This is a genomic window from Shewanella sp. 1180_01 (genome assembly GCF_052850535.1).
The window spans coordinates 18718-33282 of record NZ_VXCT01000057.1; the positions used below are offsets into that span (position 1 = coordinate 18718).

13 protein-coding genes are annotated in these 14565 nt (G+C 46.5%); 6 read left to right on the forward strand and 7 right to left on the reverse strand.

The genetic code is table 11. The annotated features are described in order from the left end of the window. The first annotated feature begins 1 nt into the window (after position 1). The 5 genes from secF (at position 2) to FW758_RS20630 (ending at position 3625) form a co-directional block, all read left to right on the forward strand. On the forward strand, positions 2-949 hold the full coding sequence (gene secF / locus FW758_RS20610) for a protein translocase subunit SecF (protein WP_107948230.1): 948 nt from the start codon (positions 2-4) through the stop codon (positions 947-949). A 234-nt stretch (positions 950-1183) separates the two neighbouring features. Next, positions 1184-1501, forward strand: coding sequence for a putative signal transducing protein (locus FW758_RS20615; RefSeq protein WP_006082273.1), 318 nt, complete (start codon positions 1184-1186; stop codon positions 1499-1501). Positions 1502-1629: 128 nt separating this feature from the next. Continuing rightward, the gene (locus FW758_RS20620; protein ID WP_006082272.1) at positions 1630-1989 is read left to right on the forward strand and encodes a rhodanese-like domain-containing protein; all 360 of its coding nucleotides are present in this window, start codon (positions 1630-1632) and stop codon (positions 1987-1989) included. A 19-nt stretch (positions 1990-2008) separates the two neighbouring features. Next, entirely contained in the window at positions 2009-2920 is a 912-nt protein-coding gene (locus FW758_RS20625) for a precorrin-2 dehydrogenase/sirohydrochlorin ferrochelatase family protein (protein WP_063884737.1), read from the forward strand. A 159-nt stretch (positions 2921-3079) separates the two neighbouring features. After that, a complete protein-coding gene (locus tag FW758_RS20630; protein WP_446446374.1) occupies positions 3080-3625 on the forward strand; it encodes a YaeQ family protein in 546 nt (181 codons plus the stop codon). Between the two features lie 84 nt (positions 3626-3709). On the opposite strand, the gene FW758_RS20635 is transcribed toward FW758_RS20630, so the two are convergent. Beyond that, the gene (locus tag FW758_RS20635; protein WP_446446375.1) at positions 3710-6169 is read right to left on the reverse strand and encodes a S8 family serine peptidase; all 2460 of its coding nucleotides are present in this window, start codon (positions 6167-6169) and stop codon (positions 3710-3712) included. 1014 nt (positions 6170-7183) lie between these two features. Between FW758_RS20635 and FW758_RS20640 the strand changes: the two genes are divergently transcribed. Then, positions 7184-7675, forward strand: coding sequence for a GNAT family N-acetyltransferase (locus FW758_RS20640; RefSeq protein WP_259574768.1), 492 nt, complete (start codon positions 7184-7186; stop codon positions 7673-7675). Between the two features lie 346 nt (positions 7676-8021). Here the strand turns inward: FW758_RS20640 and FW758_RS20645 are convergent, their stop codons facing one another. From FW758_RS20645 to FW758_RS20670, 6 genes are all read right to left on the reverse strand, one after another. Beyond that, positions 8022-8438: a rhodanese-like domain-containing protein gene (locus tag FW758_RS20645; protein ID WP_446446376.1), complete on the reverse strand. Its 417-nt coding sequence runs from the start codon at positions 8436-8438 to the stop codon at positions 8022-8024. Positions 8439-8542: 104 nt separating this feature from the next. Then, the gene (locus FW758_RS20650; RefSeq protein ID WP_006082265.1) at positions 8543-8755 is read right to left on the reverse strand and encodes a YgaP family membrane protein; all 213 of its coding nucleotides are present in this window, start codon (positions 8753-8755) and stop codon (positions 8543-8545) included. Between the two features lie 43 nt (positions 8756-8798). Then, entirely contained in the window at positions 8799-12041 is a 3243-nt protein-coding gene (locus FW758_RS20655) for an efflux RND transporter permease subunit (protein WP_446446377.1), read from the reverse strand. Between the two features lie 36 nt (positions 12042-12077). Continuing rightward, a complete protein-coding gene (locus FW758_RS20660) occupies positions 12078-13091 on the reverse strand; it encodes an efflux RND transporter periplasmic adaptor subunit (protein WP_446446378.1) in 1014 nt (337 codons plus the stop codon). A gap of 171 nt (positions 13092-13262) precedes the next feature. Further along, positions 13263-13979: an SIMPL domain-containing protein gene (locus FW758_RS20665; protein ID WP_115334291.1), complete on the reverse strand. Its 717-nt coding sequence runs from the start codon at positions 13977-13979 to the stop codon at positions 13263-13265. A 146-nt stretch (positions 13980-14125) separates the two neighbouring features. Then, positions 14126-14512, reverse strand: coding sequence for a VOC family protein (locus FW758_RS20670; RefSeq protein ID WP_011847198.1), 387 nt, complete (start codon positions 14510-14512; stop codon positions 14126-14128). Positions 14513-14565: the final 53 nt, after the last annotated feature.

The following is a 14565-nucleotide window of genomic DNA, read 5'->3' on the forward strand; positions in this document are numbered from 1 at the left end:
AATGTTAGAAATTTTATCTTTAAAACATACGGTAAACTTCCTCCGTCATGCACTGCCAATCAGTATTATGTCGGCTGTATTGGTACTGGCTTCATTGGTTTCTCTTGTGACCAATGGCATTAACTGGGGGCTTGATTTCACTGGCGGTACCGTCGTTGAAATGGAGTTCACTAATCCAGTCGATTTAAACGCCCTGCGGGTGCAACTGACGACGCCAGATTCTGAAGGTGCAGTCGTACAAAACTTCGGTTCTAGCCGTGACGTATTAGTACGTTTACAGGTGAAAGAAGGCGTGAAGAGTGACGTGCAAGTTAAGTCTGTCATGGAAGCTGCGCAGAAAGTTGATCCACAAGTTCAGCAGAAGCGTGTTGAGTTCGTTGGTCCACAAGTGGGTAAAGAACTGGCTGAGCAAGGCGGTTTAGCGGTATTAGTCGCGCTTATCTGTATCATGATTTATGTGTCCTTCCGTTTCGAATGGCGCTTAGCATTTGGTTCTGTCGCGGCATTGGCGCACGACGTGATCGTGACTTTGGGCGTGTTTTCGGTATTCCAATTGGAATTCGATTTGACCGTTCTGGCGGGTCTATTGACGGTTGTGGGTTACTCACTCAACGATACTATCGTGGTATTTGACCGTATCCGTGAAAACTTCCTTAAGATGCGTAAAAGCGACCCTGAAGAAGTGGTGAATACTTCAATTACTCAAACCATGAGCCGTACAATCATCACCACAGGTACAACCTTAGTGGTGGTCGTAGCCTTGTTCCTTAAAGGCGGTACTATGATCCATGGCTTTGCGACTGCATTGCTGATGGGTATTTTTGTGGGTACGTATTCTTCTATCTATGTGGCGAGTTTCTTGGCCATCAAACTTGGTATTAATCGTGAACACATGATGCCAGTTGAGATTGAGAAAGAAGGCGCTGATCAACCTCCTATGATGCCTTAAAGGTTACATTCGAGTTCAAAAGCCACCGACGAGGTGGCTTTTTTTTACTTCAGTTTTGAGGTGGAACTGACATTCTGCTAGCAAACTCACAAAGTTATAGTCAGTTATGCTGTAAAAATTGAATGTTAATTAAATTAACAACTGATGCAAAAATCAGCGCTCGACAGGCTCGGCTATTTAGCAGTAGGATGTCGGCAACCCATATTCCAGAGAGTTGTAGCCGTAGGATGTCGCATGGAAGAACGTAAAGTGTTAGTTGCTGGTGGTAATTTATTGCAAGCCCACACATGGAAAGGTTTATTAGAGGCCTGTGGTATTCATGTTGAGCTCAGAGGTGAAGCGCTATTGGGCGGTATTGGTGAGCTTCCGACAGGGATGCAAAACGTCGAGTTGTGGGTGGGTGAGTCCCAACATGCGTCGGCGCAAGTGCAACTGAATGCGTTGGATGTCGAAAGCCCACAATGGCAATGTGTGCAGTGCCATGAAACCAATGAAGGCAGTTTTGAATTGTGCTGGCAATGCAGCTCTGAGCGCAGCGAAAGCCACAACTAGCCTTGGATAGGCAATCACTTCCGCTTTGTGCTGTGGCTGAAAGATTGCGTCTACTGGATGAGAAGATTACACTTTGCTGATAAGCTGACATTCATCATGTCATTCAATATCTTATCTAGGAGTCAGTGATGCCGCATCCCAGTGCTTTTTCCGCCCTTGTTGACGCAATTCTGCCTAACATCACCGAAGTGACCATTGAAGCCTATCAGGCTGATGATAGCTGGCATCTTGTAGATGTGCGTGAGGATCGCGAGTGGCTGCAGGATCATTTACCCCAAGCAAAACATTTAAGTCGGGGTATTTTAGAGCGTGATATCGAAGCACGTTTCCCCGATAAACATACCCCCATATTACTCTACTGCGCAGGTGGTGCGCGCTCAGCCTTGGCGGCCCATAATCTGCAACTCATGGGTTACACCCGCGTTGCCTCTTTGATTGGTGGCTATAAGGGCTGGGTACAGCGTCAACTGCCAGTCGTGCAGGATTAAGCGTTCAGGATCTCATCTAATGCAATATTTCCCCTTGTTTGTCGATACGGTTAACTTAAATGTCCTGCTGGTGGGAGCGGGTGATGTGGCGAGCCGTAAGCTGGCGCTGCTGACACGTACCGAAGCCAGTATTCATGTGATAGCCCCTGAAGTGAATCCTGAAGTGCAGCGTTATGCCGATACGGGCCGAATTCTGCTATCCCAGCGTGAAGTGGTCCACGCCGATATTCAAAATTATGATCTGGTGTATTTAGCCACGGCAAACGATAGTCTTAATGCCGAGTTGGCGACTCTAGCCACCGCGCGCGGTATTTGGGTTAATGCCGTTGATAATCCGGCATTTTGCCGTTTTATTACCCCTTCGATTGTCGATAGAGGCCGTTTAGTAGTGGCGATCAGCACTGCGGGCGCGGCACCGGTATTTGCACGCACGATTCGCTCGCGCTTAGAATCCAGCCTACCGCAATCACTCAAGCCTTTATTCGACTTTGTCGCCGATAGACGCGTCGAAGTGCAAGACAAGCTCGATTCAACCTCGAAACGCCGTTTATTTTGGGAACGTTTTTTCGATACCAATGGCGACCGTTTCGATAGTCGTACCGCCGAGCATTACCATAATGCGTTTAATAATTTAGTTAGCCGCGGCGAAATCCTTTTGCTGGATGATTCAGCCTCTGTCGACTTACTGCCGCTCGCCGCCATGCCGTTACTGCAGCGCCTCGATTGGATCTATAGCCAAGGCGATTTGAGCGACGAATTGGCAGAATTAGTGCGTCGAGACGCTAATCGTGGTGAGTTACCCGCACTCAGTGAATTGAGTCAGCAGTACGAGCAGGGCACTCGCATGTTGCTGGTGGCCGATACGCAAAAAATCAGTCTGTTGAAGGCGCATTTCCCCATGGCTAAGCATTTGCGACCCGGCGCGATTTAACCTCTTATCGATTCTGACTTCTGTCCGATTGCACTTTCTGTTCGATTTGATGGACGTATCCTATTGTTCGTTTGAGCTAATGCCGAGTCTCAGGTAGACTCGGCAGCCTTATTTTAGGATTTCGCTGTTTCAGGATTTCACTCTGCATTTAGGATGACTATGGCCCTCAAAGCGACCGTGTTTAAGGTCAATTTACAGATAGCCGATATGGATCGGAATTATTACCAAGACCATCAATTGACGCTTGCCCAGCATCCTTCCGAAACCGATGGCCGCATGATGGTGCGTTTACTGGCGTTTATTGTGAATGCCAGCGAAACCTTAAGTTTCAGTAAAGGTTTGTGCGTCGATGACGAGCCAGAGCTGTGGGACAAAACCCTATCAGGCGAAATTGATCTGTGGGTTGAGTTTGGTCAGGCCGATGAGAAATGGCTGCGAAAGGCCAGTGGCCGTGCCAAAGTCGTGCAGTTATTTACCTATGGTGGCCGCAGTGTACCCATTTGGTGGAAACAGAATCAGCAGGCGTTAGAGCGTTACCAGAATTTAACCGTGTGGAATATTACCGAAGAGTCGGTCACGGCGATGGAAGCCTTTGTTGGGCGCAATATGGCATTGCAGGTTTCTATCAGCGAAGGCCAAATTTGGCTATCGGATAATGAGACCAGCGTGTTGATCGAACCTGAAATCCTCAAAGATATTGCATAACATGTCTTGTAAAAAAAGAGCCTGCGATTGCAGGCTCTTTTCATTTATTACTTTCATTTTTCAGTAATGAGTATCGATTTCGACTTACTGGAAGCTCAGCTCCCAGCTATCGATATAACCCACATCACCACGGCCACTGTCTACGGCTTTTAACTTCCATACGCCGTTCGAATTCGCACCCGTCATATCAGCGGTATAGCTCTTGTTGATATTGGCAGCACCTGAACCTGTGTTGCTATGCAATGTAACTGTTTTACCAGAAGGGCTGATCAGCTGTACTTTCAAGTCACCAATATAAGGGTGGACTATGTTCACGACCGCATTCACAGTGCCTGAATCGCCTGTGCGAGTGACTGTGATTGGGCTAGTGATCCCTGCAGCTTTGTTATCAGGGATGTTGTAGTTATCAGTGTTGCTATAGCTTGCAGGCGCAGTCGGTGGAGTACCGCCGCTAGATGCTGTGTAGCTTGCTGTTAATGACACACCAGTGAAGGCAGAGTAGCCTTTCAGCATGGCGTAGTAAGTGCCTGATTGGATATTGGTGATTGGGCAAGACTCGCTATTGCCACTTTTATACGGACGGCAATCATAGTTAGCTGTAGTTGGCGCTGCACCATATTGCACATACAAGTCCGCATCACCTGTACCACCGTTCATTACAAAGCCTAAGTTAGTTGCGCCTTGTGGTACGTCAAAGGAGAAGTGCAGTTCTTCACTCGCTGCGCCGCCTAAGCCCGTTTTAGCCACACCGTTAACTAACACGCCATCGGTTGGTGTTGGATCAACAGGACCCGTTGGACCAGAACAAGAGGCATCTAAGAAGGTTTTCGCAGCAACAGCATTGACTAAACCGTAACCATAGTAGTTGTCACGACCCGCAGTACCAAGATCTTCTGCGGTCATTTTCAATGCGTTACGAATTTGCGCCGCGCTACACTCAGGGTGATAGCTCCAGACTAAGGTTGCAACACCTGACACATGTGGCGTCGCCATCGAAGTACCGTTGTAGTACTCGTAATCTTTATTGCCTTGGTTGCTGACGGTTACTGTCGCGCCCAATTGATTACGCAGTGCTAAACCTGTTGCGCGATCCACAGATACGGAAACCATATTGATTTCACTGTTAGCATCGACAAGGAAGGGGTTTTGTAAGCCCGGTAATGCAGAGTTACTGTAAACAATCGCCGCACTTGCACCGGCATTTTTACAGGCTTTAGCCGCATTGATTTCAGGGTAACTTGTGCCTTGATTGCCAACACGTTCCACTAAACAGATTTTATTGGTCATGTTGCCGCAGTTGAAGCTAGTTCCGCTGACGCTACATTCGGCAAGCGTAGCTGTCGCTGTACCATTGTATGGTGCTGCCACATAGTTGCCGCCCGATGAAATGAGGCGATTATGAGGCACCACACCTGAATCAAAGTAAGACTGACCACCGATAGTAATATCGGCTAAACGGCCTTCGCCACGGGTAACCGTCGACAGAATCGCTTCACCTGGGCCAGATATTTCAACTTGGTTGGTGTATTGGGAAAATGCAGAGTGGTCTTTATGATTATCCACTGAGGCGACTGACATCACGCCATCGTAGGATGCTGGATAGCTGTGAGCACTATTGCCATCGTTACCTGCAGCGGCAATCAGGAGAACACCATTATTATAATGGGCAGCCAGAGCGTTACGCTCAGTGGTGCTCGAACCCGCACCACCTAAACTCATAGTGACAACGTTAGCGCCGTTTGCAACACAAGTATCTACCGCGGCCACTAAGGATGAAGAGTAACCCCAGCCAGATTCGTTAAACACTTTTACGACATGAATATTGGCATTTTGATTTGGCATTACGCCGATCACGCCGTCGTTGTTAGCAATTGCCGCAATCGTGCCCGCAACGTGAGTACCGTGGGCGTTGTTGTTACCTGGCTCGAACCAGTTGCCTGTGCCTGAGTTATTGGTGCCCGTGACATTATTGCCACTTAAATCGCTGTGACTACGATCGTAGCCAGAATCGATAATACAAATCGTGCGGTTGCCCGCTTGGCTATCGCTTAACTGAGTAGCCCCCACAAAGGTTTGACCCCAAGGCGTGCTTTCACTCAGTAAGTGACGCGGCATATCCTCTTCAACATATTCCACATCGGCGCGTTTTTTTAACGCATTGATGCCGTTTGCATCGAGTTTGACCGAGTAACTGTTACTGCGGCCGATACGCTTCATTTCCTTCGCTTGCACTTTATTCAATGCAGTGTGCTGGGCACTGATTTCCGCCATTTGTGGCTGATAATTCATCGTGCTTGGCAGCGCATCAGTTGTCGCGTCACTTGATTGCTGATCACCCATTGATTGCACATTGCTGGCCGACATAATGGCCGCTGCATCGGCGTTTTTAAATTTCACAATGTAACGCTTTGGCAGTGGAGAGGTTTGTGCTTGTAATGCTGCGGCAAAACCTGGGGCTTGTGGTGCTGCTTGTACACCGGCTGAGATCGCAATAGCTAAGCTTGAAAGGCTTAACGCTATTTTAGTGGTTCTGTTGATTGTCATGTTCTTCTTCCATGGTCAATTTAGTGTTAATCATTATTATTTTATGTTTCATAAGAATAACTACGACTCAGATGCTACTCGGTTAGTGAATCTATCTGCGACTAAAGTATTTGTAAACCAATTGTTAATGGTACGACTGCTTGTAAAAAGCTAGATTTTATAAGCAGTTAATGTGAATATAAATTCAAGGTGTAACGAGTTGTAACCAAATTATATTCAAGTTTTTGTTTTTTTATGTGGTAAAAATGAATAAGCAAATGCGAATTTACGGTCAATATGAGTACTTTATATTGATTTGTTTGTTTTCATGGCATTGAAATTTATGCATATATTTTTTAGTGATTATAAATAACTAAATTGAACTTTAAAGTTTAAGGATAATAATAAGATTTTCTCAAGTGATTGATTATGCGAAATTGTTGCAAAATCCTGTCAAGGGAGTGGCGGTTGCCAATTCATTGACGACGGCTAAGCCATTCACGTTAATTTGTTGAGGTGTTTTTTGAAGGGGAATGTGAGCGGCAAAACGAGAAGTGAAAGCATGCGATCTGGCTGTTAACGGTAAATGCTGAGTGAACATTATCCAAAATAGCGGTACAGGATATGAGCTACCACTGCAAACTCGTACATGCTTCAATTATGTTTGTGAGGCTAATTATGTCGATAACTTTCAATTAAAAATTTTAAATAATCTGATTTATTTTTCATCGTTAGAACAGTCTAAAAAATATATTCATTTAAATTTTTATCACGCCCATTAGTGTGGCGCTTTACTTCTAATAATCTGCATATATAAGTTTGATTTTTCGCATTTTTACAAAATTTAACATATAAGCATTTTGCCTAATAGCGTGTCTATTGGATGGGTGGTAAGTTAAATTAATTCATGAGGTTAAGTTGTTTTCTTGTGGCATGGTTTAAGCGAGTGAGTGCACGAATTTAAGGCTGTGTACTATAAATCCTAAATTGGAGTCAATAAAAATTATAAAAAATATAACATCTAAGCGGATCGTATTGATATCTTCTTCAACTGATCATCTTCATATAGAGCTTGAAACACCACAGTTACTTGCTGAAAAATTAAATGCAATTGTTTCAAATGCTTGGCCTTGTGGCGAATACGATTGTGATGCAATGGCGTTTTTCCTTGCTTGCTATGAAAATGGCGGTGAAGCAGCAAAAGGTTGGTATGGCTGGTATGCAATTGATATTAATCCTGTTTCAGGAGAAAGAACGCTAGTTGGCTCTGGTGGTTATTTTGGACCTCCAGATAGTCATGGGATGGTTGAAATTGGTTATTCAGTGCTACCTGAGTGGCAGCGTCGTGGCTATGCTACTGAAATTGTTAATACACTCGTTTCCCATGCTTACTCTTTTGAAAAAACAAAGAACATTATTGCTCATACTTCAGCGGAAAATGAAGCATCAAAAAGGGTTTTGATTTCCAATGGTTTTAGTGAGACTGGCGTTAATGAAGGTCATCTACGTTTTGAACATGTTAGATAGTTAATTTTTTGCCATACATCGGCTCATTGATGTTACTTGTGTAGCAGCGAAAACGATTACTACTTTTTACCTGAATCGATTTACGCTAATAAGACACTTCAATATCTCGCCATTCGCCCGCCATTTTAGAAGTCTAATGTTGGGGTGGATAAAAAGCTTTTTATATAAAGCAATGTTGATTGATAGGCTATTGCGTAAAGTAAGCTTATTCACTTAGACAATAAAAAAGCGCCTTAGGGCGCTTTTAGGGGTTAAAGCTTAATGACTAGAGCGAGGTGACAGTGCTTAAGTGATTTACACTTGCTTTCCCGCACTAGCGCACTAGAGCCTATTCGATGGCTGTGAATTACTTAGCGGGCGTTTTTTGTGCCTCAACTAAGGTGGAATAACCGCCACCATTATAGGTTTGAGTGTATCCAGCAGCGACTAAGGCTTCGGTTGCGATACTGCTACGGCGGCCACTGCGGCAATACAAGACAACAGGGGCATCTTTGGCGATGCCGCGCTTAGCAAACTCGTCTGCCACTTGCTCAAAGGGAATATTTACCGCATTGGCTAGATGACCTTCGGCAAATTCTTCGGGCGTTCTGACATCGAGCACCATAGCGCCTGCGGCAATTTTATCCCATGCGATGACAGGGTCTTGGTCGGCGGCGCTGGCCATCATGGGCATTAGCAATAGTGGCATGAGTACCAGCGACTGCAGGCTTAACAGGGCTAAGCGCATCAGGCTTTGGCCACGGGTTACTAGGTTGTGGGTCACTTTATCTCTCCTTGACGATTTTTTGGGCAAGCTTGTTTTAGCCAAGCGGGTACTTGCTCACCTAAATCTTAAGTCTTAACTATTAAGTAGTGACTTTGTGTGGCTTAGCTTTGCTTGGCAATTTCAGCCTCTGATTTTACACCCAATTTGCGTAAAACCATGGCGGCAGGGCAAAAACCAGTAAAAGCACTTTGAAACAGGTTAGCGCCAACAAATGCGGTTAGCCACAGAAAGTTGTGGTGCACATAGGCGGTTAACACCAGTGACAGTAACACCATAAATCCGGCAAAAGCCATAATGCTGCGTTCTAATGACATACCTTACTCCTTGAGGCTATCTTGGTGATGGCCTTTGTTGTGGTTAGTTTTGTGTTTGTATCTGAACAGTATTCATGCGGTTTTTCATTGCTGTGTAGTACAGCACTGGGATGACAACTAAGGTCAGTATGGTCGAGATAAAAATACCAAAGATCAGACTGATCGCTAAGCCATTGAAAATCGGATCATCAAGGATAAACAGCGCCCCTATCATGGCCGCTAATGCGGTGAGCATAATGGGTTTGGCTCGCACGGCACCCGAGTGGATTACTGCCCGCTCAAAGGGCACGCCGGATGCAGTTTCTTGATTGATAAAATCGACCAATAATATGGAGTTACGCACAATAATCCCAGCCAGCGCTATCATGCCTATCATGGACGTCGCGGTGAATTGCGCTCCGAGCAGGGCATGGCCTGGCATTACACCAATCACAGTTAATGGGATTGGCGCCATGATGATGAGCGGCACGAGATACGATCTAAACTGCGCCACTACCAAGAGATAAATGGCGATCATGCCGACCGCATAGGCGATGCCCATGTCTCTAAAGGTTTCGTAGGTGATTTTCCACTCGCCATCCCACAACACGGCGACCGAGTCTAGCCCTGTGGGTTGGTGAATATAATGCTGATCAAACCCTAAGCCATCGGCGCCATCAATTTTGCCCGCCATGTCGAACATGCCGTAGAGTGGGCTGTCCAGTGGCCCTGACATATCGGCGACAACCATGATCATAGGGATCATATTCTTATGGATAATCGGTGCATCGATTTTGCCGCGTTTGATGGTAACTAGCTCAGACACAGGCACGGATTGCCCCGTTTGGCTCAGTAACTTCATATTCAGCACTTGCTCTAAATCGACTTTCGCACCTTCGTTTAATTGCAGGCGGATCGGTATCGGTTGTTTTTGCTGGGCTTGATGTAAATAACTCACGTCTTTGCCGCCAACGGAGGTGGCAATCAAGTCGACAATATTGCTATAGGGCACGGCCATCAGGCTGGCTTTACTGCGGTCGATCATCACCTGCCATTTTTGCTGGGCAGCGGGCAAGAAAATATCGATATCGACCACATCTTTGGTTTCATGGAACAGCGCCTGCATCTCGTAAGCGGCTTGCTCGCGGATTGCGGGGCTTGGGCCATACACTTCGGCAACCAGCGGCGACCATACTGGCGGTCCAGGTGGCACTTCAACCACTTTGATATTGGCTTGATATTGCTCGCCAATTTGCTGCAATTCGTCTCGCACCGATACCGCTATGGTGTGGCTGTCGCGTTTGCGGTGTTTTTTATCGACTAGGTTCACTTGAATGTCGCCAAGTTCTTGGCTGTGGCGCAGGAAGTAGTGGCGCACTAAGCCGTTAAAGTTCATTGGCGCGTTAGTACCCGCATATAACTGCAGATGCTCGACTTCAGGGACAGTCGTTAGATAGCGACTCAAATCCTGTAGCACTCTCTGTGTTTGCTCTACGGGAGTGCCTTCTGGCATGTCTACCATCACTTGAAACTCGGACTTGTTATCGAAGGGCAGCATTTTTAGCACTACAAGCTGACCCACGGGGAGCGCGATCGCGATGCCGATTAACACAAATACGCCGGCAGCCAGTCCCATTCTTGCCTTACGGGCATTTTTCCCCAGCAGGAAAGGACCAATTAAGTGGGTGAAAAGACGCACCATCTTAGTTTCGGCTTCATCCTCGTGTGAGGCTTGGGGGCTATCGTGCTTGTCATTGTGTTTCAGCAGTTTACGACTAAGCCAAGGGGTGACGACAAAGGCAACCACCAGAGAAATCAACATGCCCATACTGGCGTTGATGGGAATAGGGCTCATGTAAGGCCCCATTAAGCCTGACACAAAGGCCATCGGTAGCAGTGCCGCGATAACAGTGAACGTCGCCAGAATCGTCGGACCACCGACTTCATCGACCGCCACAGGGATAAGCTCACTAAAGGACTTTTTGCCGAGCGCCATGTGCCGGTGGATGTTTTCGACCACGACTATGGCATCGTCGACCAAGATGCCGATGGAGAAAATCAAGGCGAACAAGGACACGCGATTTAGGGTAAATCCCCACGCCCAAGAGGCGAAAAGGGTGATCGCCAGTGTGATAATAATGGCCACACCCACGACTAAGGATTCGCGTGCGCCCATGGTTAAAAAAACCAATATAACAACGGCGCTGGTGGCAAAAATCAGTTTTAAAATAAGAGTATTAGCTTTATCTGCCGCGGTTTCGCCATAGTTACGTGACACTGTGACTTCGACATTCGCGGGGATCAACACATTGTCGACCTTAGCAATCCGCTCAATGACACTGTCGGCGATATCGACGGCATTTTGGCCCGCTTGTTTACCAATCGCGATGGTGACGGCGGGATAAATATCGGTTTTATCTGCGTGCCAAACGCTCTGTTTAGGGATGTCACTCTTCAAGCTGATTTCGGCAATATCCGCCAAATAAATCGGAATATGCTTGCCTTGTTTATCTTGATAGACACTGACAACTAGTTGCTTGAGATCGTCTATGGATTGTAAAAATTGCCCCGCCTGAACTTTAATCTCTTGATTACCTTGCACTAAGGATGCGGGCATAGAGACCATATTATTGTCATTCAGGCTTTGTCTTAATTTGTCGTAGGTCAGATTAAAGCTGTTCATCTTGGCGGGATCGATACGTATGTTGGCCACCATGTCGTGCTGGCCAACGGTATAGATTTCGCGGGTACCGGGAATGCGCTTAATTTCGGTTTCTAACCCAAGGGCGACATGGGTCAGTTGCTCGGCAGAGACTTGTCTGTCCTTTGACCACAAGGTCAAACTGACAATCGGCACATCATCGATGCCGCGGGGTTTAATTAGCGGATCACCCACCCCTGCGCCTCTTGGCAATTTATCCATGTTGGAATAAATCTGGTTGTATAGGCTGACGATGGCATCATTGCGCGCGACGCCTACCTTAAAGATGACGATAATCAGCGCGCCATCGGGTTGGGAGAACGAGTACAGAGTATCTATGCCTTTGATTTCGGAGATCACTTGTTCCGCTGGCAAGGTGACTAAGTTTTCAACTTCCGTAGGTGTCGCGCCGGGAAAAGGAATAAACACGTCGGCAAAGGTGACATCAATTTGCGGCTCTTCTTCCTTTGGCGTCACCAAAATAGCGAATAAGCCAAGCAAGAGTCCGAGAAGCGCTAATAGCGGCGTGATGGCGCTATTTTGGAAGGCGGCGGCAATTCGACCGGAAATCCCAAGTGTGGTCTGTGGTACTGGAGCATGTTTCATAAAACAACCTCGACAAAGCTTAAGTCGCTAGGGAATTTATTGCTTTTTGTTGAGCAACACTTGGTAGGCATCAACGGCAACCTTGTCGCCCGACTTCAGGCCCGCCAGCACTTCGACCTCGCCATCTAAGGGACTAGCAACACGGACTTGGGTGAGTACAAATTCTTCGCCCTTTTTAAGGTAAACGCTGCTCAGTTCGTTCATTGTGAGTAGCGCAGAGGTGGGCAGTTGGATTTTTTCTCGCTCGCCATTTTTAAAGGAAGCTTTTGCCCACGTGCCGGGTTGAAGATTCGCTTCATTTTCAGGCAGATTAATGCGTACTTGATAGCTGTGGCTGACGGGATCGGCAAAACTAAAAATAGTGAGATCCTTTGAGATTAACTCGCGGCCATCACTTAAACGGACGAGGAATTCGGGGGCGTTTTTCAACTGATTGATATAACGCTGCGGCACTTGGGTAATGGCGCGCATTTGACTCGCGGAAAACCCTGAAAGTAGTGCTTGTCCTGGGCTCACGGTTTCGCCCAGTTCGACAAAACGCTCTGTGACTACACCACTAAAAGGCGCTGATACCACAGTGTATTTTAAGGATTCGCTGGCTTTGATGACGCGGGCTTGCGCGGCGGTTACGGCTTGCTCTGTGGCCTTAGCATTGGCGGTGGCTTCATCCATCGCGCCCTTAGAAATCGCGCCTTGGGGGAATAACTCTTTATAACGTTTGTATTGCGCCTGTGCTTCAACATTCAAGGCTCTGGCTTTAGCTAAATCAGCCTCAAAGCTTGCGAGTTCAGCGCCTTGCTCTTTACTGGTTATCTCTAGTAGGGCGGCTCCTTCGGGGACAACATCGTTAACATCGTAGTTGAGTTTGACGATACGACCAGAGGTCTGCGCTGACACAGTCGCCGCTTTTACTGCTTCTATGGTGGCATCTAAGGTGACCCAATTGGCGTAGGGTTTAGTTAAGACTTCGATGGTTTCGACTGAGGCAGCCTGAACTTGAGTACTGGCAAGCGCCAGCAGTAAGAAAAGAACGCGAGAAATTGACGTCATAATTAATATCATCCCAGATGTAATTCATGAGTAAATTCTAATGGAGTTGTTTTCAATAGGCAATCAATATTTATTAGAAAAATTTAATATAGTGTATTTCCCTAATTTAGGAATAAGGCCCATAAGTGCCTTATTCCCATCGTTTCAGTGAGTTCTGACTAAGCCTAAGATTTAGTCATTTAAATAGTAGGTGAGTGTGGACACAATGCGAATTTGTTTAATGTAAGGCGTGCTGTTATCGCGATCCGAAATAGTAAACTGGCCTTGGCTAGCGGTTTTAATTTTTCCGAGGCGAGAATCTGAATCCTTAGCAAATTTTTCCGCTACTTCACGAGCATTTTGAGTGGCTTCTTGTACCATCATAGGTTTGACTGAATTGAGATCGGTAAACAGGAATTCGGTGCGATTGTCATACTCTTGGCTGGCGATCGCTATGCCTTCCTTCACTAAGCTAATCATCTGCTTACGAGTATTGAGCATTAAATCAATCTGCGGGGTATAAACCGATAGGTTCACCTTTGCCGAGTAACGGTATCTGACGTTGGGGTCGACATAACCTTGTGCTTGGCGATCTTCAATTGAAGGTAATGAAATCGTAATTTCGCTATCGCTAAAGCCTTGTTCCTTTAAAAACGCCACGACGCGGTCGGTTTTTTGCTGAACCGTCTCGTAGAGTTTAGGCAGATTATTATCGACCTCAGTGAAATTGATTGGCCAAATTGCCACGTTGGCTTTGACTTCTTTTTCCGCTAAGCCCTTGACTGTCACTGTGCGTTCCATGGCTTTCATCTGCAATAACGCTGTACTCGCTGTCTGGCCAACATACACAAGCCCAGCACAAAGGAAACCGCCCAGCAGCAGGGCAGGAAGGATGTTGTTTTTTTCCATAAAAAGAATCTCTTGATTAGATAAACTCAGCCTACGATACCCAATAAACCTAAGTCATGCACTGGGTTTATTCGGGATAGATGCCGCTTAATATTTGAGGGAGACAAGTTGGCGATATCAGCTTGATGTCGCTTTATTGAGACGGGCTATTTTTCCGGAGGAATAACACTTGGCTGCCATAATTCGACTTTATTGCCGTCGGGATCGATAAACCAGCCAAAGCGGCCAAACTCTGAATCTTCAATGCCACCTACGAGCTGACCGCCACCTTGTTCGACCTGCGTGAGCGCTTGGGCCAGATCATCAACGATAAAATTGAACATAAAGCTCTTATCTGAAGGCGCAAAATAGTCAGTGCTATGGGCGAAGGGCGTCCAAACATGGTAGCCGAGTGTCGCTTTATCTGTGTGATAAAACGCGGCGCCGCCCCAGTTTTCAATGGGGACCTGAAGATGGGTTTTATACCAAGTTGCCAAGGTAACGGGATCTGCACTTTTAAAGAAAATTCCACCGAGTCCAATGACTTTAGCCATAGCCGTAGCTGCGTTTACAGGAGTATGAATTAACTTTAGGCAATAAATGCTTA

Coding starts and splice junctions, on each gene's coding strand:
- secF (WP_107948230.1), top strand. CDS start 2: ATGTTAGAAATTTTATCTTTAAAACATACGGTAAACTTCCTCCGTCAT.
- FW758_RS20615 (WP_006082273.1), top strand. CDS start 1,184: ATGGAAGAACGTAAAGTGTTAGTTGCTGGTGGTAATTTATTGCAAGCC.
- FW758_RS20620 (WP_006082272.1), top strand. CDS start 1,630: ATGCCGCATCCCAGTGCTTTTTCCGCCCTTGTTGACGCAATTCTGCCT.
- FW758_RS20625 (WP_063884737.1), top strand. CDS start 2,009: ATGCAATATTTCCCCTTGTTTGTCGATACGGTTAACTTAAATGTCCTG.
- FW758_RS20630 (WP_446446374.1), top strand. CDS start 3,080: ATGGCCCTCAAAGCGACCGTGTTTAAGGTCAATTTACAGATAGCCGAT.
- FW758_RS20635 (WP_446446375.1), bottom strand. CDS start 6,169: ATGACAATCAACAGAACCACTAAAATAGCGTTAAGCCTTTCAAGCTTA.
- FW758_RS20650 (WP_006082265.1), bottom strand. CDS start 8,755: ATGTCATTAGAACGCAGCATTATGGCTTTTGCCGGATTTATGGTGTTA.
- FW758_RS20655 (WP_446446377.1), bottom strand. CDS start 12,041: ATGAAACATGCTCCAGTACCACAGACCACACTTGGGATTTCCGGTCGA.
- FW758_RS20660 (WP_446446378.1), bottom strand. CDS start 13,091: ATGACGTCAATTTCTCGCGTTCTTTTCTTACTGCTGGCGCTTGCCAGT.
- FW758_RS20665 (WP_115334291.1), bottom strand. CDS start 13,979: ATGGAAAAAAACAACATCCTTCCTGCCCTGCTGCTGGGCGGTTTCCTT.
- FW758_RS20670 (WP_011847198.1), bottom strand. CDS start 14,512: ATGGCTAAAGTCATTGGACTCGGTGGAATTTTCTTTAAAAGTGCAGAT.